Origin of the sequence: Bradyrhizobium sp. LA6.8, from assembly GCF_040547935.1 — a bacterium.
In the GTDB taxonomy this organism is placed as follows: domain Bacteria; phylum Pseudomonadota; class Alphaproteobacteria; order Rhizobiales; family Xanthobacteraceae; genus Bradyrhizobium; species Bradyrhizobium barranii.
Genome location: NZ_JBEPQQ010000005.1, coordinates 305,557 through 328,542, shown reverse-complemented (window position 1 = coordinate 328,542; position 22,986 = coordinate 305,557). Strand labels below are relative to the sequence as shown.

Annotated in this window: 19 protein-coding genes; 4 read left to right on the top strand and 15 right to left on the bottom strand. The window is 64.0% G+C overall.

The window, feature by feature from the left end:
• Positions 1–143: 143 nt before the first annotated feature.
• The 5 genes from ABIA90_RS25295 to ABIA90_RS25275 form a co-directional block, all read right to left on the bottom strand.
• Positions 144–3,239, bottom strand: coding sequence for a MexW/MexI family multidrug efflux RND transporter permease subunit (locus ABIA90_RS25295; protein ID WP_071915899.1), 3,096 nt, complete (start codon positions 3,237–3,239; stop codon positions 144–146).
• Positions 3,240–3,309: 70 nt separating this feature from the next.
• Positions 3,310–4,503, bottom strand: a complete 1,194-nt coding sequence (locus ABIA90_RS25290; RefSeq protein ID WP_354119747.1) for an efflux RND transporter periplasmic adaptor subunit — start codon at positions 4,501–4,503, stop codon at positions 3,310–3,312.
• 1 nt (position 4,504) lies between these two features.
• Positions 4,505–5,206: a TetR/AcrR family transcriptional regulator gene (locus ABIA90_RS25285; protein WP_071915901.1), complete on the bottom strand. Its 702-nt coding sequence runs from the start codon at positions 5,204–5,206 to the stop codon at positions 4,505–4,507.
• 141 nt (positions 5,207–5,347) lie between these two features.
• Positions 5,348–5,938, bottom strand: coding sequence for a thiamine pyrophosphate-dependent enzyme (locus tag ABIA90_RS25280; RefSeq protein WP_354119748.1), 591 nt, complete (start codon positions 5,936–5,938; stop codon positions 5,348–5,350).
• The gene (locus ABIA90_RS25275) at positions 5,935–6,477 is read right to left on the bottom strand and encodes a phosphonopyruvate decarboxylase (RefSeq protein ID WP_166350840.1); all 543 of its coding nucleotides are present in this window, start codon (positions 6,475–6,477) and stop codon (positions 5,935–5,937) included. Before ABIA90_RS25275 ends, ABIA90_RS25280 begins: the two co-directional genes overlap by 4 nt.
• 108 nt (positions 6,478–6,585) lie before the next feature.
• Here ABIA90_RS25275 and ABIA90_RS25270 point away from each other — a divergent pair, with 108 nt between their 5' ends.
• The 3 genes from ABIA90_RS25270 (at position 6,586) to ABIA90_RS25260 (ending at position 11,178) form a co-directional block, all read left to right on the top strand.
• Positions 6,586–7,818, top strand: a complete 1,233-nt coding sequence (locus tag ABIA90_RS25270) for a cytochrome P450 (RefSeq protein WP_354119749.1) — start codon at positions 6,586–6,588, stop codon at positions 7,816–7,818.
• Positions 7,819–7,893: 75 nt separating this feature from the next.
• On the top strand, positions 7,894–9,111 hold the full coding sequence (gene rocD, locus ABIA90_RS25265) for an ornithine--oxo-acid transaminase (RefSeq protein ID WP_085404402.1): 1,218 nt from the start codon (positions 7,894–7,896) through the stop codon (positions 9,109–9,111).
• A 477-nt stretch (positions 9,112–9,588) separates the two neighbouring features.
• On the top strand, positions 9,589–11,178 hold the full coding sequence (locus ABIA90_RS25260) for a Spy/CpxP family protein refolding chaperone (RefSeq protein ID WP_354122479.1): 1,590 nt from the start codon (positions 9,589–9,591) through the stop codon (positions 11,176–11,178).
• Between the two features lie 162 nt (positions 11,179–11,340).
• On the opposite strand, the gene ABIA90_RS25255 is transcribed toward ABIA90_RS25260, so the two are convergent.
• The 10 genes from ABIA90_RS25255 to ABIA90_RS25210 form a co-directional block, all read right to left on the bottom strand.
• A complete protein-coding gene (locus ABIA90_RS25255; protein ID WP_354119751.1) occupies positions 11,341–11,586 on the bottom strand; it encodes a hypothetical protein in 246 nt (81 codons plus the stop codon).
• A gap of 791 nt (positions 11,587–12,377) precedes the next feature.
• Entirely contained in the window at positions 12,378–13,241 is an 864-nt protein-coding gene (locus tag ABIA90_RS25250) for a sugar phosphate isomerase/epimerase family protein (protein ID WP_354119752.1), read from the bottom strand.
• Positions 13,241–14,431, bottom strand: coding sequence for a dihydrodipicolinate synthase family protein (locus tag ABIA90_RS25245; protein WP_354119753.1), 1,191 nt, complete (start codon positions 14,429–14,431; stop codon positions 13,241–13,243). The genes ABIA90_RS25250 and ABIA90_RS25245 overlap by 1 nt, the downstream gene beginning before the upstream one ends.
• A gap of 136 nt (positions 14,432–14,567) precedes the next feature.
• On the bottom strand, positions 14,568–15,719 hold the full coding sequence (locus ABIA90_RS25240) for a Gfo/Idh/MocA family protein (RefSeq protein ID WP_354119754.1): 1,152 nt from the start codon (positions 15,717–15,719) through the stop codon (positions 14,568–14,570).
• Positions 15,720–15,724: 5 nt separating this feature from the next.
• Positions 15,725–17,113 carry a hypothetical protein gene (locus ABIA90_RS25235; protein ID WP_354119755.1) on the bottom strand — a complete coding sequence of 463 codons (1,389 nt, stop codon included), beginning with the start codon at positions 17,111–17,113 and terminating at the stop codon, positions 15,725–15,727.
• 4 nt (positions 17,114–17,117) lie between these two features.
• Positions 17,118–17,966: an ABC transporter ATP-binding protein gene (locus tag ABIA90_RS25230; RefSeq protein ID WP_354119756.1), complete on the bottom strand. Its 849-nt coding sequence runs from the start codon at positions 17,964–17,966 to the stop codon at positions 17,118–17,120.
• Complete coding sequence (locus ABIA90_RS25225) at positions 17,963–18,955, bottom strand: ABC transporter substrate-binding protein (RefSeq protein ID WP_354119757.1); 993 nt, start codon at positions 18,953–18,955, stop codon at positions 17,963–17,965. Before ABIA90_RS25225 ends, ABIA90_RS25230 begins: the two co-directional genes overlap by 4 nt.
• A 60-nt stretch (positions 18,956–19,015) precedes the next feature.
• Positions 19,016–19,825, bottom strand: a complete 810-nt coding sequence (locus ABIA90_RS25220; protein WP_354119758.1) for an ABC transporter permease — start codon at positions 19,823–19,825, stop codon at positions 19,016–19,018.
• A 320-nt stretch (positions 19,826–20,145) separates the two neighbouring features.
• A complete protein-coding gene (locus ABIA90_RS25215; protein WP_354119759.1) occupies positions 20,146–20,901 on the bottom strand; it encodes a TetR/AcrR family transcriptional regulator in 756 nt (251 codons plus the stop codon).
• A 128-nt stretch (positions 20,902–21,029) separates the two neighbouring features.
• A complete protein-coding gene (locus ABIA90_RS25210; RefSeq protein ID WP_354119948.1) occupies positions 21,030–21,878 on the bottom strand; it encodes a VOC family protein in 849 nt (282 codons plus the stop codon).
• Positions 21,879–22,084: 206 nt separating this feature from the next.
• Here ABIA90_RS25210 and ABIA90_RS25205 point away from each other — a divergent pair, with 206 nt between their 5' ends.
• Positions 22,085–22,978, top strand: a complete 894-nt coding sequence (locus tag ABIA90_RS25205) for a sugar kinase (protein WP_014496984.1) — start codon at positions 22,085–22,087, stop codon at positions 22,976–22,978.
• Positions 22,979–22,986: the final 8 nt, after the last annotated feature.

Sequence of the window (22,986 nt, the reverse complement as noted above, 5' to 3'; positions counted from 1 at the left end):
AATCTAGCAAGAAGGCCGGAACTTGTCTCTCGCCAACGCGGAAAGGGCTCCCCCTAAGCCTAACGGCGTCCGCAGGCTGCGGGGCAAACGAAAAGGGCGGCAACGGATGCCGCTGCCGCCCTTCTGGTTCGCTGACCTGCGGCTCAGGTCGGTCGCAGCGCCTTGGAATTGAGGTCGAGATCGTTGACCTCCTTGTTCCGCTCGGAATCGGCCGCCGCGCGGTGGTCGGTTGCCAGCACGACGTAGACTGCGGGCAGCACGAACAGCGTGAACAGCGTACCGATCGACATGCCGGCGACCACCACGAGACCGATCGAGAAGCGGCTGGCCGCGCCCGCGCCGGACGCAGTCAGGAGCGGGATCAGGCCGGTCACCATCGCGGCCGTGGTCATCAGGATCGGCCGGAGACGAATGCGGGCCGACATCTCGATGGCCGAGCGGCGGTCGAGCCGCTCGTTGACCTGGAGCTCGTTGGCGAACTCCACCATCAGGATGCCGTGCTTGGTGATCAGGCCGACCAGGGTCAGCAGACCGACCTGGGTGTAGATGTTCATGGTCGCCATGCCAAAGAACAGCGGGATCAGCGCGCCGACGATCGCCATCGGCACCGAGATCATGATCACGAACGGGTCACGCAGGCTCTCGAACTGCGCCGCCAGCACCAGGAAGATGATGATCAACGCAAAACCGAAGGTGATCGCAAGCTGGTTGCCCTCCTGCACGTATTGCCTGGAGTCCGCGAGATAATCGTGGCTGAAGCCGGCCGGCAGCTTCTTGGCCTCGCCTTCGAGGAAGTCGACCGCCGATCCGACCGTCACGCCGGGCATCGGCACAGCCGAGAACGTCGCCGAATTGAGCTGATTGTAATGCGTCAGCGAATTCGGATCAGTCTTGGTCCTGACCGAGACCACGGTCGACAGCGGGAGCTGCTGGCCCGTGTTGGTCGTCACATAATAGCCGCCGAGCGATTCCGGCGAGAGCCGGCTGCTGCGCGGCACCTGTGGGATCACCTGGTAGGACCGGCCCTCCAGATTGAAGCGGTTGATGTAGTTGCCACCGAGCAGCACCGCGAGCGTAGAGCCGAGGTTCTGCATGTTAACGCCGAGATCCTGCGCCTTGGTGCGGTCGATCGTGACCTCCACGTTCGGCTGGTTGTAGGCGAGGTCGCTGTCGGAGACGATGAACATGCCGCTCTTGCGCGCGGCGTCCTTCAGCTTCTCCATCTGCTCATAGACCGTCTGGAAGCCCGCGGTGGAATTGATCACCATCTGAACCGGCAGACCGCCGGGGCCACCCGGCAACGGCGGCAGGTTGAACGCGAAAGCCTGCACGCCCTCGATCTTGGAAAGCTCGGCCTGCACCAGCGGCTTCAACTGGATCGACGAGCGCTTGCGCTCGTCCCACGACTTCAGCAGCATGCCGGCGATGCCGCCCTGCGGGCCGTTGATGCCGTTCAGCACGAAGCGCAGATCGGTTTCGGGGAACTTCTGGAATTTCTCGTCGAGCTTCTCGCCGTAGAAATCGACATAGTCGATGTTGGCGTATTTCGGCGCCTTGGTCACCGCGAACACGATGCCCTGGTCCTCCTCAGGCGCCAGCTCCTTCGAGGTGTGCATGTAGAGGAAGCCGACCAGCCCGAGGATCGTCACCGCGAACAGACCGGTGATCGCCTTGTAATCGAGCGAGCGGTCGAGCCTGCGCCCATACCAGCGCGTCAAAGCGCCGAACACCTTGTTGACCAGCTTGGCGAAGCGGCCCTCTTCGGTATTCTTGAGCAGAATAGAGCACATCATCGGCGACAGCGTCAGCGCGATCACACCTGACACGATCACCGAGCCCGCGAGCGTGAAGGCGAATTCGCGGAACAGCGAACCGGTCAGGCCGCCGAGGAAGCCGATCGGCGCGTACACCGCCGCGAGCGTGATGGTCATGGAGATGACCGGCCCAACGATTTCGCGCGCGCCTTCCAGCGCCGACTGAACCGGCGTCTTCCCCTCCTCCAGATGGCGATGGATGTTCTCCACCACGACAATGGCGTCGTCGACCACGAGGCCGATCGCGAGCACCATCGCGAGCAGGGTCAGAAGGTTGAAGCTGAAACCCAACGCCAGCATCAAGGTGCAGACGCCGATCATCGACAGCGGAATGGTGACGACGGGAATGATGACCGAACGGAGCGAGGCCAGGAACAGGAAGATGACCACGATCACGATGATCACGGCTTCACCCAGCGTCTTCTCCACCTCGTCGATCGAAGACTGGATGAACTTGGTCGAGTCGTAGGCGACCTTCATCTTCATCGACGGCGGAAGATTGCGCTCGAGTTCGGGGAACAGCGCGCGCACGCCCTTGACCAGCGTCAGCGGGTTGCCCTGCGGCGTCGCGTTCACGCCAATGAAGATCGCATGCTCGCCATTGAAGGCGACGCTGGCATCCGTGCTTTGGGCGGCGAGCTCGACTGTGGCGATGTCCTCCATCCGCACAAAGCCGCCGTCCTTGGCCTTGACGATCATCTTCCTGAACTGGTTGACGTCAGTCAGGCTGGTGTTCGTCGAGATGTTGGAAACGATCAGATAGCCCTTGGTCTGCCCCGCTGCGGACTGGAAGTTGTTGGCGGCGATCGCGGCGGCGACATCGGCCGGCGACACGTTGCGGCCGGCCATCTTCATGGGATCGAGCCACAGCCGCATCGCAAAGGTCTGGCCGCCCAGAATGTCGGCCGAGGCCACGCCGTCGACCGTCGACAGCACCGGCTGCACCACACGCGTCAGATAGTCTGATATCGCCGAGCCCGACAGCTCCTCGGAGGAGAAGCCGAGATACATCACGGCCGTGGTCTGGCCGGTGGTCTTGGTGACGATCGGGTCGTTGGATTCCTTTGGAATCAGGTACTTGACCGAGTTGGTCTTGGCGAGCACCTCGGTGAGCGCCTGGTTCGGATCGAAGTTCAGCTTGATGTAGACCTGGATCGTCGAGGTGCCGAGCACCGAGGACGAGGTCATGTAGTCGACGCCTTCGGCCGAGGCGACCGCCTGCTCGATCGGCGTCGTGATGAAGCCCTGGATCAGGTCTGCGGACGCGCCGGGATAGACGGTCGTGATGTTGATGACCGTGTTCGACAGCTTCGGATATTGCCGGATCGGCAGCACCATCGCCGCGCGCAGGCCGATCAGCAGGATCAGCAGACTGACGACGACCGACAGGACCGGTCGCTTGATGAAAATATCGGTAAAGCGCATCGCAGCGATCTCGATTTCTTTGTCTCAAGAAAAGTGACCCGGCGAGGCCGGATCACCTGGATGTATTGGATCAGTAGCGCGGCGGCTGCGCCGGGATCTGCGGCGCCGGATCGGTCGAGATCGCAACTGGGGCGCCCGATTGCAGCTTGAGCTGGCCGACAGCGACGACCTTGTCGCCCACCTTCACGCCCTTGATGATTTCGACGCGACCGTCGACCCGGCTGCCGGTCTGCACGAACGTGCGCACCGCGGAGAGGCTGGTCTTGCCGTCCTCTTCCTTCTTCTCGGTGATCACGAACACGGAGTCGCCGTACAGCGTGTAATCGACCGCCGTTTCCGGCACGGTGATCACGGCCGGCTTCGCCGGCAGCACCACCGTCGTGGTCACGAACATGCCCGGCTTCAGGATCTTCTCCGGATTGGCGACCGTCGCCTGCACGCGGATATTGCGGGTGTCGGCCGCGACCTGCGGCTCGATCGTGGTGATCTTGCCGTCGAAGGTGCGGCCCGGATAGGCGTCAACCTTGAGCCGGACCGGCTGGCCGACCTTGAGGTTGCCCGAGTCCTTTTCGGTTACCGTGAAGTTGGCCCACAGCTCCGACAGGTCGGTCAGCGATACGATCGCCGTGCCGGCCGTCAGGTACTGGCCGACTTCGACCTTGCGGACGCCGAGATCGCCGGAGAACGGCGCACGCACCAGCTTCTGCGAGATCACCGCCTCGGTCTTGGCGATGCCGGCCAGCGCCTGATCGTAGGCGGCCTGCGCGTTATCGACGGTCGCCTGCGGGCCGAACTGGCGCGATGCCAGCTGCTTGGCGCGGTCGAGCGAGAGCTGTGCGACGGTTGCCTGCGCCTTGTAGTTGGCGAGGTCGCCCTGCTCCGGCATGTCGAAGAACTGCACCAGTGGCGTGCCGGCATCGACATGCGTACCCGGCTCGAACTTGATCTCGGTGACGCGGCCGTTGACGTCGGCGCTGACGTCGACCTGGTGCACGGCGGCAAGGCCACCGACTGCGGTGAGCAGGTTCGGCACCACCTCGGACTTCGCCTCGGCCGCGCTGACTGCGGTCGGCGGCGGCTTGTTGTTGGCGAAGAACTGCTTGATCATCTGGCCGCGGAAGTAATTGAACCAGACGAGGCCGCCAACGAGCACGCCCAGGAGCGTGCCGACGATGATGAACCACAGCACCGGCCTAACCGGACGCTTGGGAGCCTTGGTGTCGATCGGTTCGCCCGAAATCTTGTGTTCGGTTACGATGTTCATGTCATGCGCTTTCTGCAATCGCCGTCTTGCCCGCATCCGCGGCCTGATCGCGGCCCAAATGCGAAGCAATTGCGGCGTCGTTAAGTCCGATACCCCTCAGGAGAAACTCACAGAGCTGCCGCTCCAGATCGTTCGCCTTGCCGTAGACGAGGCAGGGCGTGGCCGGCAGCCTGGTCAGCGCAGCCATCATCACCGAATGATGCGCGAACCAGAACAGGTTGAGCGGATCACCGCTGAACGGCCGCGCGTCACCGCTGGCAACCGCGCGCTCGAGCGAGGCGAGGAAGACCGCCCCGATCAGCTTCTCGATCTTGGCATATAGCAGACGGGCGAATTCGCCGTCATCCAGATGGCTGGTGGCCATCAGTCGCAGGCGCTGCGCCTCTTCCTGATCAGGCCCGTCGGCGATGTGGAGGAAATGCTGGACCATGCCGCGGATCAACTCGACCAGCGTGGCCGTCGAGGGCTCCCGCTCGAGCAGGTCCATCAGTGCCGGATCGGCTTCGCATTCGTCGCTGAGGATCTCGGCGTAGAGCGCCGCCTTGGACGGGAAATGCTTGAACAGCAGCGCCTCGGAAATGGCTGCGGCGGCCGCCACGCTCTTGGTCGTGGTGCCGGTATAGCCGTGTCGGGCAAAGCAGCGTTTTGCGGCACCGAGGATCAATTGACGCCTCAGGTCGCTCGTCATTCGCAGTGAGCTCATGTTAGTGAGTAAGCACTCACCCACGCAAAAGTCAAGCAGAATGCTGCGGCGCAACCTACGTGGGTGCAAACTTGTTGGAAAATGGCCACACTTCCCGGCCCGGAGGGCCCGGAACGTTGCTCAGGACGGAGCCAAGCGGGGCTAGATCGGCTGGAAGCCGAGATCGCCACGGATCCGGTTGACGATGTAAGTGCCGTCCCGGACTGGGAGAATCCGTTCCAGGCTGGCGCTGTCGATCTTCACATTGGCAAATCGCGGCCCCGCCGAGACGTCGTGAACGGCTTTGGTGAAGGCCTCGACCTCGGCCATGGTCGAGATCGCGCGGGCGTCCCCGATGCCGCAGGCCCTGGCGACGCCGACGAGGTCGGCAGCCGCGGAGGTGTGGCTGGTCTGGCCGCCGGTCTCGCCATAGGCCTCGTTGTCGAGCACCACGATCGAGAGATTGGACGGCTTCTGCAGGCCGATGGTGGCAAGGCTCCCCATCCCCATCAGCATCTCGCCGTCGCCGGTGATGACCAGCACCGGCAGTTTTGGTTGCGCCAGCGCCAAGCCAAGCCCGATCATCGCCGCGCCGCCCATGCCGCCCCACAGGTAGAAGTTGCGCGCGTGGTCGCCGGCGGCACACATGTCGTTGGTGGAGGCCCCGAGGCCGCCGATCGCAACCACGTCCTTGCGGTTCGCAAGCAGGGTGGACACCACCTGACGGCGGTCGAGGAGATTGGCCTTGCTCATTTGGTGAAAACCTTGGCGCCGATCAGGCGCTGCGACAGCAGGACGGCGGTGGGCGTGAGCGCGTTGTAGGCCTGCGCTGCGGCCGCCTCCAGCACCGCCGGCACCTCGGCCGCATTGGACGCGCGCAGCACCTGGACGCCCGAGAGCTCGAACACGCCCTGCGTGGTCGATCCCATCGGCACCTGCCACGGATTGAACTCGCCCCACTCGCCGCGCATGGTCACGAGCGTGAGGAACGGAAAGCGCAGGATCGGGATCAGCGACAGCATGTTGATGCAATTGCCGACGCCGCTCGACTGCATCAGAAGCACGCCACGCTGTCCGCCGGTCCAGGCCCCAGCCAGGAGCGCGACGCCCTCCTCCTCCGTCGTCAGCGGAATGCCGCGCATCGTGGTTGAGGCCAGCACGCGCTGAATCAACTTCGAATGGCCGGCGTCGGGCACGTAAGGCACCTGCCGGACGTCGAAGCGTTGCAATGTCGCGAAAATATCGTCCGGCCAATTCGGGGCCGTGTCGGCAGCGTCAGCGCGGGCGTGCATTTTCCTGTCCGGTCGGCTTGCAAATTACGACACGACTGTAGACGGTAAGCCGAGCCGCTCGAAAGAGCGAAAACAGCATATCGGTCTCAACCGGCGAGTATGGCGGCGATGTACGCAAGTGCGAAAGAACTGGCGGCCAATTTCGATCTGGAGAAGCTGACACCCGAATTCTACGACGATCCCTACCCGACTTATCGTGCACTGCGGGAAAACGAGCCGGTCAAGCGCCTCCCGAACGGCACTGTGTTCCTGACCCGCTATGACGATCTCGTCACCACTTACAAGAACACAAAGTCGTTCAGTTCGGACAAGAAGCGCGAGTTCGCGCCGAAATACGGCGACACCCCGCTTTACGAGCACCACACCACGAGCCTCGTCTTCAACGACCCGCCCGCCCACACCCGCGTGCGCCGCCTGATCATGGGCGCGCTATCGCCGCGCGCGATCGCGGGGATGGAGCCTGATATCGTCAAGCTGGTCGACGACCTGCTCGATGCCATCGCTGCCCAGGGGGCTTGCGAGCTGATCGACGACTTCGCCGCGTCGATCCCCATCGAAGTGATCGGCAATCTGCTCGACGTTCCCCACGACGAACGCGAGCCGCTGCGCAACTGGTCGCTGGCGATCCTCGGTGCACTCGAGCCGGTGGTGTCGCCCGAAGTGGCTGCGCGCGGCAACAAGGCGGTAAAGGACTTCCTCGCCTATCTCGAAACCCTGGTCGCGCGCAGGCGCCAAAAGCCGGGCAATCCCGAGCGTGACGTGCTGACGCGCCTGATCCAGGGAGAAGGCAACGGCGAGGAGAACGGCGAGCGGCTGACCGAGAAGGAGCTGCTGCACAACTGCATCTTCCTGCTCAATGCCGGGCACGAGACCACCACCAATCTGATCGGCAACGGCCTCGTCGCGCTGCACCGGAATCCGGACCAGAAGCAGCGGCTGATCGAAAACTCCGACATGATCAAGACTGCCGTCGAGGAGATACTGCGCTACGAGAGCTCGAACCAGCTCGGCAACCGCATGACGACAGAGAAGATCGAGCTCGGCGGCGTCATGCTCGACGCCGGCACGTCGGTGACGCTGTGCATCGGGGCGGCCAACCGCGATCCCGCCCAGTTTCCGGAGCCCGAACGCTTCGACATCGCGCGCACGCCGAACCGGCATCTCGCCTTCGCCACCGGCGCGCATCAATGCGCCGGCATGGCGCTGGCGCGGCTCGAAGGCGCGATTGCGATCTCGCGCTTCCTGGCGCGCTTCCCGAACTATGCCGTGAGCCGCCATCCGGTGCGGGGCGGGCGGGTGCGGTTCCGCGGCTTCCTGAGCGTGCCCTGCTCCATAGGTTGAGGCCAGCGGGCATCATTTCGAACGAGCCACGCATTATCTGTTAGAATGCGCAAGGCACGTGAGCTGGAATGACGAATGAGTAGTCCGCCAGTCGCTGATTTCATCTCGAGGGAGGCGCGCTTCGGCGCCCGCAATTACGAGCCGCTTGGCGTTGTCCTGTCGCGCGGCGAAGGCGTCTTCGTTTGGGACACCCAGGGCAACCGATATCTGGATTGCCTCTCCGCCTATTCGGCGGTCAACCAGGGCCATTGCCACCCGAAAATCCTGGCCGCCATGGTCGAGCAGGCCGGCCGATTGACCCTGACCTCGCGTGCATTCCACAACGACCAGCTCGCTCCCTTCTACGAGGAGATCGCGGAACTCACCGGCTCTCACAAGGTGCTGCCGATGAACAGCGGGGCCGAAGCCGTTGAGAGCGCGATCAAGTCCGTGCGCAAATGGGGCTATGAGGTGAAGGGGGTGCCCGACGGGCAAGCCGAGATCATCGTCTGCGCCAACAATTTCCATGGACGCACCCTCGGTATCGTCGGCTTCTCGACCGACGCGGCCACGCGCGAACATTTCGGTCCCTTCGCGCCGGGCTTCAAGATCATTCCCTTCGGCGATCTTGCCGCGCTGGAAGACGCCATCACGCCGAACACCGTCGCCTTCCTGGTCGAACCCATCCAGGGCGAAGCCGGCGTCATCATTCCACCGGCAGGCTATTTCACGGGGGTGCGCGAGCTCTGCACGGCGCACGACGTGATGCTGATCCTCGACGAGATCCAGACTGGACTCGGCCGCACCGGCAAGCTGCTTGCGGAACAGCACGAGGGCATCGAGGCGGATGTGACGCTGCTCGGCAAAGCTTTGTCCGGCGGCTTCTATCCCGTCTCGGCCGTGCTTTCCAACAACGAGGTCCTCGGCACGCTGAAACCAGGTCAGCATGGCTCAACATTCGGTGGCAATCCGCTCGCCTGCGCGGTGGCGCGGGCCGCGCTCCGCGTTCTCGTCGAGGAAGGAATGATCGAGAACGCTGCGGTGCAAGGTGAACGCTTCCTGAAAGGCCTCAGAAGCATCCGCGCCAACACCGTGCGCGACGTGCGCGGACGAGGACTGATGCTGGCGGTCGAGCTCAACCCTGAAGCCGGCCGTGCGCGCCGCTACTGTGAGGCTCTGCAGACCGAAGGTATCCTCGCCAAGGATACCCACGAGCACACGATCCGCTTCGCCCCGCCGCTGGTGATTACCAGTGACCAGGTTGATTGGGCCTTGGAGAGAATCGCTGCCACCCTGACGCAGGATTTCGCGTGAGGTCTGCCTGCGTCGGAAGACCGCAAGGCCGCTGACAGTCAACAACGAACGATTTCGCCGCCTGCGCGTTGAACGGTTCCGGGCGACTGGGACGAGCGTGGAGTTGCGATCATGCTTCCGCGTGCTGTGTGCCTTTCGGCGTTTTGGGTCGGTGTCTCGATGCTGGCGGCGAGCGTCGGAGCGTCCGCCCAGGACCATCGGGGTGGACCACCGGGAGCGGCTGCCCGACCGGCAGCGCCGCCCGCGATGGCCCGACCGGCGGCGCCACCTGCGATGGCGCGTCCTGCCGCGCCGGCATTTCATCCCCCGGCCATGCCGCAGCGGCCGGCCATGGCGCCGAATCCGGCGCCTCGCATGGCCTCCCCGCCGCCGCGCCCGGCCCCGCACTTCGCGGCACCGCCGCAGCGAGCTGCCCCGCACGTGGCGGCACCGCGACCTGAATTCCACCGCGCTCCGGCAGCTCCGCAACGTCCGGCGATGGCACCGCCGCCGACGCCGCATATTGCCGCCCCCTCACACCCCAGCGCGCCGCCGACCGTGAGCGAGCGGCGGGAACAGCCGCGCGAGACGCTGTCGCGCCAGGCCTCGGAACGCCAGGGCCGCATCGACCACTTGCAGCAGCGTGTGCAGACATTGCAGTCGCAAAAGCCGGAAGGCGCAAGAGCGCAACGCGAGCAGCAGCGGTTGCTGCAGTCGCAAAATAGGCTGCTGGAGCGCGAGCAGCGCGTCCAACAGCGTGAGCAGCACGTCGAGCAGCGACAGCGCGAGGTGCTGTCGCGCCAGACCACGGAGCGCCAGACCCGCATCGATCGCCTCCAGCAGCGTGTGCAGACCCTGCAGTCGCAAAAACCGGAAGGCGCACGCGCGCAACGAACACAAGAACGCGCACTGCAGGCGCAGAACCATCTGCTGCAGCGCGAGCAACGGGCGCAGCAAATCGATCTGGCGCGCCAGCAGAGGCTGGGACTGCAGGCCCCCGCTGCAACAGCCGCAGCGGCTGCCGCCGCGCGCGGCCGGTTTGCCGCGCACTTCCGCGAGCGGGCGACTGCGCAAACCCAGGCGGCCCTTGTCGCCCGCCACAGCGGCTGGGCTCCCCGGCAGGCCTGGCGACACCGCCATCCCGCGGTGTTCGTGGCATGGCTTGGGCCCGTGTTCTGGCCTTACGCCTATTCCGACATTTTTGACTACACGTTCTGGTCCTATGCTTACGAGCCCGGCTATTGGGCGTACGCGTATGACAACTTCGTCGACACCGTGTTCTGGGGCGATGACAGCCCCTATTCCGCCTATGCCAGCACCAACCCGAATGACTATCCGCAAGCCGGCGGCGGCACCCGCGCGCGCCAGCGCGCCAGCGCGAGCTCGCAAACGCTGCAGCAATTGTGCGGTACACCGGACAAGGGCGTCACCGCCTGGCCGCTTGACGATATCACGCGGGCGGTGCGGCCGACGGCGGAGCAACGCGCGCTGCTCGACGCGTTGAAGACCGCGGCGGCCAACGCTGCCGGTGTGTTCAAGGACTCCTGCGCGGAGACTTATGCACTGACGCCGCCTGGCCGCTTGCGGGCGATGATGAACCGCGTCAGCGCGACACTGGATGCGGTCAAGATCGTGCGACCGGCACTGGAGACTTTCTACAACTCGCTCAGTGACGAGCAGCAGGCCCGCTTCAACGCGCTCGGCCCCAACATCGGCGACCGCTCGCCTCGGCAGCAGGAAGCCAATGCCCGGGAAGCCAGTGCCGAAGGCTGCGGCGATCCGAAGTCCGGCCTGACCCAGTTGCCGATCCAGAGGATCGAGGCTGTCCTCCACCCCGCGGGCAAGCAGAAGGAAGCGCTCGACCGCCTCAGCGAAGCGACAGCGAAGGGCGTTGAGGGCCTACAGGCGGCCTGTCCGAACGATGTGCCGCTGACGCCGGTCGGACGACTGGAGGCGATGCAGCACCGGCTCGAGGCCATGCTTCAGGCCGCCAAGCTGGTCGAGCCCGCCCTGGACGAGTTCTATGCCACGCTGAGCAGCGAGCAGAAGGCGCGCTTCAACACGCTGCAACAGCTCGCAGGCCCGTGACGGCAGCGTCGCATTCTCTCGTTGCAATTTGATAACGGCCGAGCGACGCGGGGTGCCATCATCGCCCTGCTCCACAGTTCGACCAGAACATGCGTATCCGGGCCGCTTCTCTCTGCGAGACGTGCGGTGGCACGGAATGCAAACAACCGCCTCGTCTTGACCTCACGCGACGGAAATCGTCTTCGGTCCAGCGTCATTCGCGGTTGGGATCGCTTGAGGTCGCTCTTTCTCATCCGAGCTGATGGCGCTGCATTGCTGGGAGTGAGCAGACAACTCAAGATCGGCCAGGTGGTCCCAGTATTCTGCTTCTGCGAGCAGCTTCCATTTGTTCATGCTGTTGTACGCGGCCTGTTGGCGGCACAGCGAACCCATCGCACGCAAGCGCTGCACTCTCTCCACTGCCTCCACTGCGAACCTCCCTTCGCGCCAGCTTGTTTACAAGCGCATTTATGTTGTCACAATTTCGCAGATTGAATTGACGAGTGATAGTCCGGTGTTTGACGGTCAATCGATGATAGCGCAATCGTCTGACTTTTCACCGACGTGAGCAGCTCCAGCCCTGAGAGCTAGTCGAGCTCTCAGCGCCGCAGCCCCTTCGGCCAGCGCTGTACGCAGGCACGCAACAAGACTCGCGTCGGACGACGGGTTCCAAAGTCGCAGGTGCATTCCATTTCAGGACTGAAATCTTAATTGTCAGCGGGCTTCCCGCGATAGTGGTTAGCTGGCGATCAGACCGGGCCGGACAAGGTTTGATCCCGAAACTATTTTGGCCCGGCACATTGGACTGCAAGACCGCCTTCGGGCGGTCTTTCCTTATCGCCATAATAGAACTGGCCTGGGGCTGGAACACGCCGGGGCCTCCGGCAAAAGTCGCTAGCGTTGCCCCGCCGATCACAACAATGGCCCCGACGATTGCACGTCGGGGCCATCCAAGATCATCAGGCGTGGGTACATCCGCCGTGCCTGCCGATCGTTGATGCCACTGATTACCGCATCCGATCTGGCGCAGACCGTGGCGAGGCTGCGGCATCGGGATGATATCATTCTGCCTGAAAGCTGACGGCTGTCCACCTCTCGTTGGTGGTACTCCAACCGGCTCGTTGAATCGCTCGAACCCCCGCTTCGGTGCCGCCAAGCGGAAGGCGCGCTTCAACACGCGGCAACAAGTCGCAAGCCCGTAAGGACGGCGCTGGTGGGATCTACACCACCGTCCGGTGCCGTTCGATGCACGTGCGCAGCACCTCGTCCATCGGCTTGCTCCACCAGTCGTTGGAGAAGATCTCGATCTCCGAGTAGCCGGCAAACCCCTCCGCCTCGACCGCGGCGCGCGCCGATTTGATGTCGATGACGCCGTCGCCCATCATGCCGCGGTCATTGAGGATGTCCCTGGTCGGCACCAGCCAGTCGCAGACATGGAACGCGAGCAGGCGATCCTTGCCGGCACGCGCAATCTGGGCCATCAGCCCCGGATCCCACCAGATGTGATAGACGTCGAGCGCGACGCCCAGCATGCCGCTGCGGCCGGGGTCGAGCCGATCGCAGATGTCGAGCGCCTGTTTCGTCGTGTTCACGCAAGCGCGGTCGGCTGCATAGGCCGGATGCAAGGGCTCGATCGCCAGCGGCAGCTTTGCCTGTCTGGCATAGTCGAGCATCTCGGCGAGAGCCTCCTCGACCTGACCGCGCGCTGCGACGATGTCCTTGGACGCCTCACTGCCCGGCCGCGAATATTGCGGCAGACCGCCAACGACGAGAACGATGCAGGGCGCGCCCAGCGCCTTGGCCTCATCCACGCAGCGGCGATTGTCGTCGCGCACTTCCCCCCGACGCGATGCGTCCGAGGTGAACATGCCGCCACGGCAATAGCCCGACAGCTCGAGGCCGGCGTCGCGCACCGCGCGTGCGGCGCGGTCGAGACCGACGGAAGCGACCTGGTCGCGCCAGGGATCGATGGCGCGGATGCCGTGCTTCGCACAGGCGTCGATGATCTCGACGAGGTCACCCTGCTTGCGGACCGTCGCCGTGTTGAGGGACAGCCAGCGATGGTCGGACGAGAAATCGCGCATCAGGAGTCCAGTCCGTGCGAGGCCAGCACGGTCTTCATCCGCTGTGTCGCCAGTTCCGGATTAGCGAGCAGGCCGGCCTGATCGGCAAGACGGAACAGCTCGGCCAGATGCAGCATCGAGCGCGCGCTCTCCTGGCCCCCGACCATGGTGAAATGATCCTGGTGGCCGTTGAGATAGGCCATGAACACCACGCCGGTCTTGTAGAAGCGCGTCGGCGCCTTGAAGATATGACGCGACAGCGGCACCGTCGGCCCCAGCACGTCGTGGAAGCCTGCTTCGTCGCCAGCCGCGAGCCGCGACAGCGCGTAGGACGCCGCCGGCGCGATGGCATCGAAGATGCCGAGCAGTGCGTGCGAAAAGCCTTGGCTATCCCCGGCGATCAGCTCCGCGTAATTAAAATCGTCGCCCGTGTACATCTTGATGCGCTTGTCGAGACGACGGCGCATGTCGATCTCGCGCTGCTTGTCGAGCAGCGAGACTTTTACGCCGTCGACTTTGGCGGCGTTGTTGTTGATGATGGCTACCGCAACGTCCATCGCCTTGCCGAGGTCCTTGGTGCCCCAGTATCCCGTCAGGGCCGGATCGAACATATCGCCGAGCCAGTGGATGATCACGGGCTCGCGGACCTGCGACAGCACGCGGTTGTAGACCTTGGCGTAATCGTCGGCGCTGCGGCCGAGTTTTGCGAGAGCACGCGACGCCATCAGGATGATGCGGCCGCCGACCTTCTCAACGGCCGAGAGCTGCTCCTCATAGGCGCGGATCACATCATCAAGGCTCTTGGCATCCTCGACCGCAAGATGATCCGTACCCGCGCCGGAGAACACCAGCGCATTGCGCCGCTTGGCGGCGCCGACCGAGCGGGTGATCAGCTCCAGCGAAGTCGGCCAGTCCAACCCCATGCCGCGCTGCGCGGTGTCCATGGCTTCGGCGACGCCGAGGCCGAGGTCCCAGACGTGCTCGCGGAAGGCGATGGTCTTGTCCCAGTCGACTGCGGCGGAGAGCCAGGGATCGTTGTCCGCAAAGGGATCGACAACCGTGTGCACGGCCGAGAACGCGATGCGGTTCAAAGGTCCTTCGAGCTTCGCGGGGAACGTTCGCGACGCCGCGAGCCGGTAGGTCTCGATCGAACGATCCGCCTTCGGCAGCTTGAGCGACAATGACGACATCGGCAGGACGGGCTTGTTCATGATTTCAGACCTCTCCCCGTCATTGCGAGGAGCGAAGCGACGAAGCGATCCAGGCTCTCGCCGCGGAGACATTCTGGATTGCTTCGCTTCGCTCGCAATGACGGCTCAACAGACATCGAGACTTATCCAATAGACCTCAGGCCTTGATCGGGGCGACGTCGATCCAGCGCCGCTCCTTCCAGCTCTTCAGCGCGCATTCGGCGAGCTGCACGCCCTTGACGCCTTCGAGCAGCGTGAACTTGTAGGGCGAGTCCTCGTAGACGTGGCGGATGAACATCTCCCACTGCTCCTTGAAGCCGTTGTCGTAGGTGACGTTGTCAGGCAGCTTCTGCCAGTCGCCGTAGAAGTCGTGCAGCCGCTTCTCGTCGGGATTCCACACCGGCCGGGGCGTTGCCTGCCGCGCCTGGATCATGCAATCCGACAGGCCCGCGACCGCCGAGCCGTGTGTGCCGTCGACCTGGAAGGTGACGAGGTCGTCGCGATAGACGCGCGTCACCCAGGACATGTTGATGTGGGCGATGACGCCGCCCTCGAGCTGGAAGGTCGCGTAGGCGGAATCATCCGCGGTCGCCTTGTACTTCTTGCCCTGCTCGTCAAAACGCTCGGGGATGTCGGTGTTGCCGATGCAGACCACGCTCTGGACATTGCCGAACAGGTTGTCGAGCACGTAGCGCCAGTGGCAGACCATGTCGAGGATGATGCCGCCACCGTCCTCGTCGCGGTAGTTCCAGGACGGCCGCTGCGCCTCCTGCCAACCGCCTTCGAACACCCAATAGCCGAACTCGCCGCGCACCGAGAGGATGCGGCCGAAGAAGCCGGAGTCGCGCAGGAAGGCGATCTTCTTCAGGCCAGGCAGGAACAGCTTGTCCTGCACCGTGCCATGCTTGACGCCCTTTGCGTTGGCGAGCTTGACGACCTCGAGCGCCTCTTCGAAATTCGTCGCGATCGGCTTCTCGCAATAGACGTGTTTGCCGGCATTGATGGCCTGGGTCAGAAGGCCGGGCCGCGCCTGCGTGGTTGCGGCGTCGAAGAACATGATGTCGTTCTTGTCGGCGAGCGCCGCATCAAGGTCGGTGGTCCAGCGCGTGATGTTGTAGCGCTTGGCAAGGGCTTCGACCTTGTCGGCGCTGCGGCCAACCAGGATCGGATCGGGCATCACGCGGTCGCCGTTCTTCAGCCGAACGCCGCCCTGCTCGCGGATCGCGACGATCGAACGGATCAGATGCTGGTTGAGCCCCATGCGGCCGGTGACGCCGTTCATGATGAGGCCGAGGCGTTGGGTGGTCATGCCAATTACTCCCAAGGTGATTTTGGCTGTTCGAGCGGGCGGAGCGCCGACCAGTCCGGATGGACCGACGTCGCAAAGCCCGTTGCATGAAGCGATCCCGTCAGGAGATCGCCGTTGTGAATGGAGAGGCGGATGCCCTGCCCGGCATCGGCATAGAGATCGGGATGCGCGAGCGCGAAAGTCTGCGCTTCAGCGGTCGGCGTCTCGCCGAAGCCGTCGACATAGTGGTGGCCATTGCGTTCGGCATGGGTCACGCCGATGAAGGCACCGAGCGCGAGATCTTGCTGCACGGCGAGGCCCGCCTGGCAGGTCAGGTCCTCGCCGGTCACGAAGAACCGCGCGCCGCCCGCGCTCCATTTCGCCGCGCGCATCGCGTTGACGATGGACTTGTAGAGGCCCTTGCAAGATTTCGAGGAAATGCCGCAATAGCCGAGCGCACGCGCCGCCGGGAAGGCATCGTAGGAATCGTCGGCCTCGTCGATGATGAAGCCATGCGCGGCGAGCGAGCCGAGCGGCGACTGCCGGGTCATGTCACGCGGCATCGGCTGCTCGACATAGAGCAGCCGTGACGCGATCGGTCGTAACGCTGCATCGTGGTCGAGCCGGTCGGTCAGCGCATGCAGTGCGGAGAGATCGGCATACTGCTCGTTGGCGTCAAGCGTCACCTTGTAGTCACGCCCCAGCGTATCGAGCTCCTTGCCAATACGCGTCAACCGGGCTGCATCAGCCGCGAAATCCCCTGATAGCTTCAGCTTGAAATAATTGGCACCGGCGTTCTCGCGTGCATCGGCAACACCGCCCTCACCTTCGACGGTATCGTCGAGGCCCACGGTGTGCCTGATGGCAACGCGCGGCAGCGGCTTTCGGCCCGCGAGAAACTGCGCGATATCCGTTTCCTTCAGATCAGGAGAAAGTCGCGCATCGATGCCCGCGACGTTGCCGGCCATCCCATCGAAGAAGTTGGTGTCCATGGCACGCAGTAGTGCGTCGAGGATCGCCTTGTCGATCTCCGCCGGGCCATAAGCCGCCGCAAGCGCCGGAATATTCTTTTTCGCGCAAGTCGCGACCTGCGCGCCGATGCACGAGGCATGCAGATCGAACGCCGTCAAAAACCCAGTCCGCGCAAGATAAAGGCCCCGCGCAATCTCCAGCGAACGCCGCAGGCCGTCGACCGTTTGCGCCGGCGATAGCTCCGGCCGCTTGTCGAACCATTTTGGCACCAGCAGCTCGGCACTGGCGCCGACCGCAGCTCCCCTGCCCTCGACCTCGATCTCGACCCGCACGAACAGCTGCGGCGTCGCGTTGATCGTGATCGCGCCAAAGCGGAACGGCCGCGCAAAATGCACGGGACGTTCAAAGAACGCGATGTCTCGCAGCTTCAGGCGCGGCGCCATGACTTTAATCCAGCGAACCTTGCGAGAAAAAATGCTTGCGGATGCGTTGCACGAGCTCGGTGAAGACAGGATCGGCCATCACATCGAGCGACCGCGGGCGCGGCAGCGGCACGTCGTAGATCGCAGCGATCGCACCGGGACGCTCGGTCATGACCAGCACGCGGTCGGCGAGGAACACGGCCTCGGGAATCGAATGCGTGATCAGGAGCACCGTCTTCCTGGTCTCGCGCTGGATCCGCATCAACTCGACATTCATGCGCTCGCGCGTCAGCGCATCGAGCGCGCCGAACGGCTCGTCCATCAGCATGATCTTGGGATCGTGCACCAGCGCACGGCAGATCGAGGCGCGCTGCTGCATGCCGCCCGAGAGCTGCCAGGGTAGCTTCTTCTCGAAACCTTCGAGGCCGACCAGCTTCAGCAGCGCCTTGGCGCGATCGAGATAGTGTTGTCGCGGCAGCCGCTTCATGTCGATCGGCAGCATCACGTTCGCGAGGATGTTGCGCCAGGGTAGCAGCAGCGCGTTCTGGAAGACGATGCCGACATTGCCGTGCGGCTTCGTGACCTTCTCACCCTCGACCAGCACTTCGCCTGATGTCGGCGGCAGCAACCCCGAGATCAGCTTGAGCAGCGTGGACTTGCCGCAGCCGCTTGGGCCGACCACGACGAAGAACTCGCCGTCGTTGATGTGGAAATCGAGCGGACGCAGCGACGGCACGTCGCCGTCGCGCGTCCGGTAGGTCTTCGACACGCCGGACAGCTTGATGCCCGACGCATCGCCGGCAGCCCGGTCGCTCACCAGTCTCAGATGCGCGGCCTGCTGCACGGTTTCGCCCACGGCTGCGGCTTGCTTCACGATCCGCTCTTCGGCAGATAATCGTTGGTGTAGAAGGCCTTCGGGTTCTCCTTGGCCTTGGCATCCAGTCCGCCATATTCGACCATCAGATTGACGGAGTCCGTCATGTTCTGGTCGGTGACCTGGAACGGCCGCTTGCTCTTGGTCTCCGCGGTCCGGTAGAGCGGGATGGTCAGCTCAAAGCCCTGCGTCAGCGTGTCGATCTTGCCGCCCTTGGGGTTGGCATCAAGGATCGATTGCGCAGCCGCCTTCGACTCCTTCTCGGCAGCTTCGACCGCCTTGGTCGTCGCCGACATGAAGCGGCGGACGAGGTCGGCATTGGCCTTCACATAGTCAGAGTTGGCTATGATGCCGGAGGAGACCATGTTGATGCCGTAGTCGGCGAACTTGATCGGGAACACGTCCTTGCCGGTGGCGTCCTTGATCTTCATCGACTGGTCCATGACGTAGCCGAGCAGCAGATCGGCCTGGCCGTTGATGACGGCGTTGAGCTTGGTCTGGCCGTCGCCGGCGACCGTCTGGAAATCGCTCTCCTTCAGGCCGGTCTTCTTCAGGAACAGCGGCCAGATCTGGGTCATGGAATCGGCCGGCGTGATCGCCACCGTCTTGCCCTTGATGTCCTCCGGCTTCTTGATGTTCTTGTCTGCAAAGCCCATGGCGGACATCGGGCTGGTCTGCAGCAGCACGCCGGTCGCGACGACGGGCGCGCCCTTGATCGCGGCGCGCATCATGGTGGGGACGTCGACATAGCCGAAATCGGCGGTCTTGGCGGCGACGGCCTGCGTGGTCGCAGCCGAGCCGCGGCCTTCCTGGATTTCGAGGTCGATGCCCTCGGCCGCGTAAATGCCCTTGGCTTTGCCGTAGTAGAACGGCGCGTGCTCGCCATAGACGTACCAGTTCAGCATCAGCACGACCTTGTCGGCTGCCTGCGCGGGCATCGCCGCAAACACCATCAGCGCAGCCGAGACAGCTCCTATCCACCGCTTCATGTTTCTCTCCCTTGCCCTTGTTGCGTCGGCCGTTGATGGCCGTTCGTTGCCTTAGTTTTGTTACGAGGCGAAAATCACGTCTTCGCGCTGGCTGACATGCCAGGGAATGACCAGCTTCTCGATCCGGTCCACGATCCAGAACAGGATCACCCCGAGCAGCGCCAGGATCACCAGCGCCGCGAACATCGTCGGCAGATCGAACGTGCCGATCGAGCGCTGCATAACGTAGCCGATGCCGGAATTGGAGCCGACGAACTCGCCGACGACGGCGCCGACTACGGCAAGCGTCACCGACACTTTGAGGCCGGAGAAGATCGCCGGCAGCGCATGCGGCAGATTCACCGCGAGGAAAACCCGGAACCGGCTGCCCTGCATGGCGCGCGCGAGATCGACCATGTCAGGGTCGACCGACTTGAAGCCCTGCACAGCCGAGACCACCACCGGGAAAAAGCCGAGCAGGAACGCCGAAATCACTTTTGGAATGATGCCGAAGCCAAACCACACCACGAACAGCGGCGCGATCGCGATCTTCGGCACGGATTGCGAGAACACCAGCAGCGGATAGACATAGCTCTCCACTGTCTTCGACCCCGCGATCAGCATCGCAACGGGGATGCCGAACAGCGCCGACAGCAGGAAGCCGCAGACGGTGGCATAGGTGGTCGGCCAGGACTGGCGCAGCAATTCCGGCCATTCGGTGCGCAGCACCGCGACGACGTCGGCCGGCGCCGGGATCTGATAGGCGGGGATCCTGAACAGGCGGATCGCAAGATCCCAGGCGACGACGATGAAGACCAGGAACAAAAACGGCCGGACCCAGGCCGCATTCAGCATCTTGGACACCGCGCCTTGCGGCTTCAACTCAGCCACGTCTCACTCCCGGAATTCTTCTTCGTTCGGGGAGAAATTAACTCGTTGGATAAATACTGTCCAGAGCTTTCCCTGTGACGTTTTATGCCGGTTCCTCACGTCCGCTCGTGTCCCGGACGCGCTGCTGCGCTACGTCCGGGGCACGAGACCGCCTCACCCTCGGTGTCATTCCCCGCGAAGGCGGGGAATCCAGTACGCCGCGGCTTCTCGGTTCAATCTCAACCGTCTCTGGAATACTGGATTGCCCGCCTTCGCGGGCAATGACGGCGGAGATTGAGGAAACGACGGACGATTAGTCCACCAAAGCGCGGACTAGGCCGCTAAACCGTCTGCGCCACCGCGCTGCGCGACTTCGGCGCCTTGGCGATCTCGAACAGCGCGGTCGATCGGCCCGTCAGCGCGGCCAGCACGAGGCCGACCATGTGCGAAAGCCGCTCGTCCTTGGCGTCCTTGGCCAGCAGATCGCGGCCGAAGATCACGCTCAACGTGGCCGAATTGGAGAGATAGAAGAAGCAGAGCCCCGCGATCGAGATGTAGAGCTGCACCGGATCGACCGCGACCTGGAAATCGCCGCTGTCGACGCCGCGCCGCACCACGGTGCGGATCATCTCGACGAAGGGCGAGTGCATCGACTTGACCTTGGTCGAGCGCTTGAGGTGCTTTGCGCGCGCGAGATTCTCGGTCTGGAGCAGCGACAGGAATTCCGGGTTGCGCAGGAAGTAGCTCCAGGTGAACTCGATCAGGCGCCGGATCGCTTCGGGCGGATCGAGATGCTCAAGATCCAGCCCCCGCTCCTCGCTGCGGATCTTGTCATAGGCGCCTTCGAGCACCGCGAGATAGAGCTCGTCCTTGTTGCCGACGTGGTAGTAGAGCATGCGCTTGTTGGCGCCGGCCTTCGCCGCGATGCGGTCGACACGCGCGCCCGCGAGCCCGTGCGCCGAAAACTCCTGCTTGGCAGCTTCGAGAATGCGCAGCCGCATCCCCTCGGGGTCGCGCTGCCATTTCAGAGTTCGCTTTGCCGTTGCTTTCGCCAAACCGGGTGCCCGCTGGGTGATCGTCCAGATCGCATTTATCATGCGCGAGGCCCGCCGCATAGTTTCGTCATTGCGAGCGCAGCGAAGCAATCCAGACTGCCACCGCGGAGACAGCCTGGATTGCTTCGTCGCAAGAGCTCCTCGCAATGACGAACGGGGAGGCCGCCCCTTCAATCCACCGGCTTCGGCGAGCGCTCCAGCAGCACGGTCTGGATGCCGCAGGTGCCGTTCCTCACCGTCATGATCCGCGTGCCCGGCTTGCGGCCGTTGCGCACCTCGGTGACGTCGAGGCCGGCGGCGAGCAGGCGGGCGCGGGTGGCGTCGATGTCGGCGACCCGCCAGCTCAGGCCCCAGAGACGGTCATGCAGGGAATCCCCGCCCGCCACGGGACGGCGCACCACTTCGACGATGAGGTCGCCGCAGCGGAAGAACATCAGCTGGCCCCAATCCTGGTGCGAACGGTCCAGTGCGAGATCAAGGCCGAGCCGCGCGCCATAGAGCGCAGCGGCGCGGTCGGAATCCTCGGTGGTGACCACGACGTGGTCGAGCCCGTCGATCGGCGCGATGTCGGTCGCAGCCGACAGCGGCCGCTCCTCGGCGAGCTCGAGGAAGAACATGCGCACGCCGCGCGTCAATTCGGTTGCGGCACGCGTGCGTTTCCAGTGCAGGGCTGCGCCGCTCGCGACGTCGCTGCTTTCGACCTCGGCGACCGGATCCGGCCTCAAGGCCACCCGTTCCAGCCGCCGGTGCATCTTGCCCATGTCTGCGACACGAAAGCACAGGCTGGCGAGCACGCCCTCGCGGTCGTCGAGCAGCGCGCGGATCCGGTCCGCCGCAACGTTAAAGCCGCTCGGCGCCATCAGCTCGATCGTCATGTTCGCAAGCGTGAACAGCACGCGGTCGGCGCCCTCGCCGGAATTCTGCCAGGCCGGCGCACGCCCGAGCAGCGTCTGATACGCCGCCTTGGCCGCACCGATATCCCTCACCAGGGCGACGACGTGATCGAGGCCGGTGATCATCATTCTCCCCTTGATCGACCTGGAACCATTCCGAAGGACGGCGTTTGTCCGGGCTTGGCATGGACCGGTGATGGTCGTATTCCGGCCCCATGCCGACCTCAAGCGCTCGGGCGGCAGATTTGCGAATAATTTCAGCGTCCACAGAGCGGAACCGGTGTTAGAGTAAGCTCGCCGGCCGGGACCACCCAGCGCATCACGGACAACCAATGCAGGCTCTCTTTATCGGTCAGACCTATATCGACGTCGTCTTCATCACCGACCACATGCCGACCGGCGACGAAAAGCACGTGGCAACGGACTACGCGGTCTCCTTCGGCGGCAACGCGGTGACGGCGGCGTTCTGCTGCGCCAAGCTCGGCATCGTGCCCGACCTCATCGCCACGGCGGCCAATGACTGGCTGGGGCGGATGTTCCAGGACATGTGCGCGAAATACGCGATCTCGCTGCACGGGCGGAAGGTGAACCAGTCCTCGCTGTCCTTCATCATGCCCAAGGACGGTAAGCGCGCCATCGTCCGCTGCCGCGATGACGAGCACATCCATCCGTTCCCGATGCTCAATCTCGGTGGCTGTCGCGCCCTGCACATCGACGGCCATCAGCCCGATGCCGCGATCCACTATGCAAAGGTCTGCCGCGAGGCCGGAATCCTGACCTCGCTCGACGGCGGCGGCCTGCGCACCAACACGCATGAGCTGCTCGCATTCATCGACGTCGCCATCGTCGCCGAACGCCTGTGTGAGCAGATGGACCTGACGCCCGAGAAGATGCTCGACTACCTCAAGAGCCGCGGCTGCAAGATCGGCGGCGTCACCATGGGTGAGAAGGGCCTGCTCTGGTACAATGAGACGGGTGCGGTCGAGGTCATGCCGGCGATGCCGATCCCGCGCGAGCGCGTGATCGACACCAACGGCGCAGGCGACGTCTTCCACGGCGCCTATGTCTATTCCTACCTCGCCCATCCCGGCAAAAGCTGGCGCGAGCATTTTGATTTTGCCCGCGCCGCCTCGACCTTCAAGATCCAGCGCCTCGGCAACGAGGCCGGGCTGCCGACCCTTGTGGACATCGCCAAAGTCAGGCACGAGTTCGAAGTCAGGGTCTAGGATTTTGT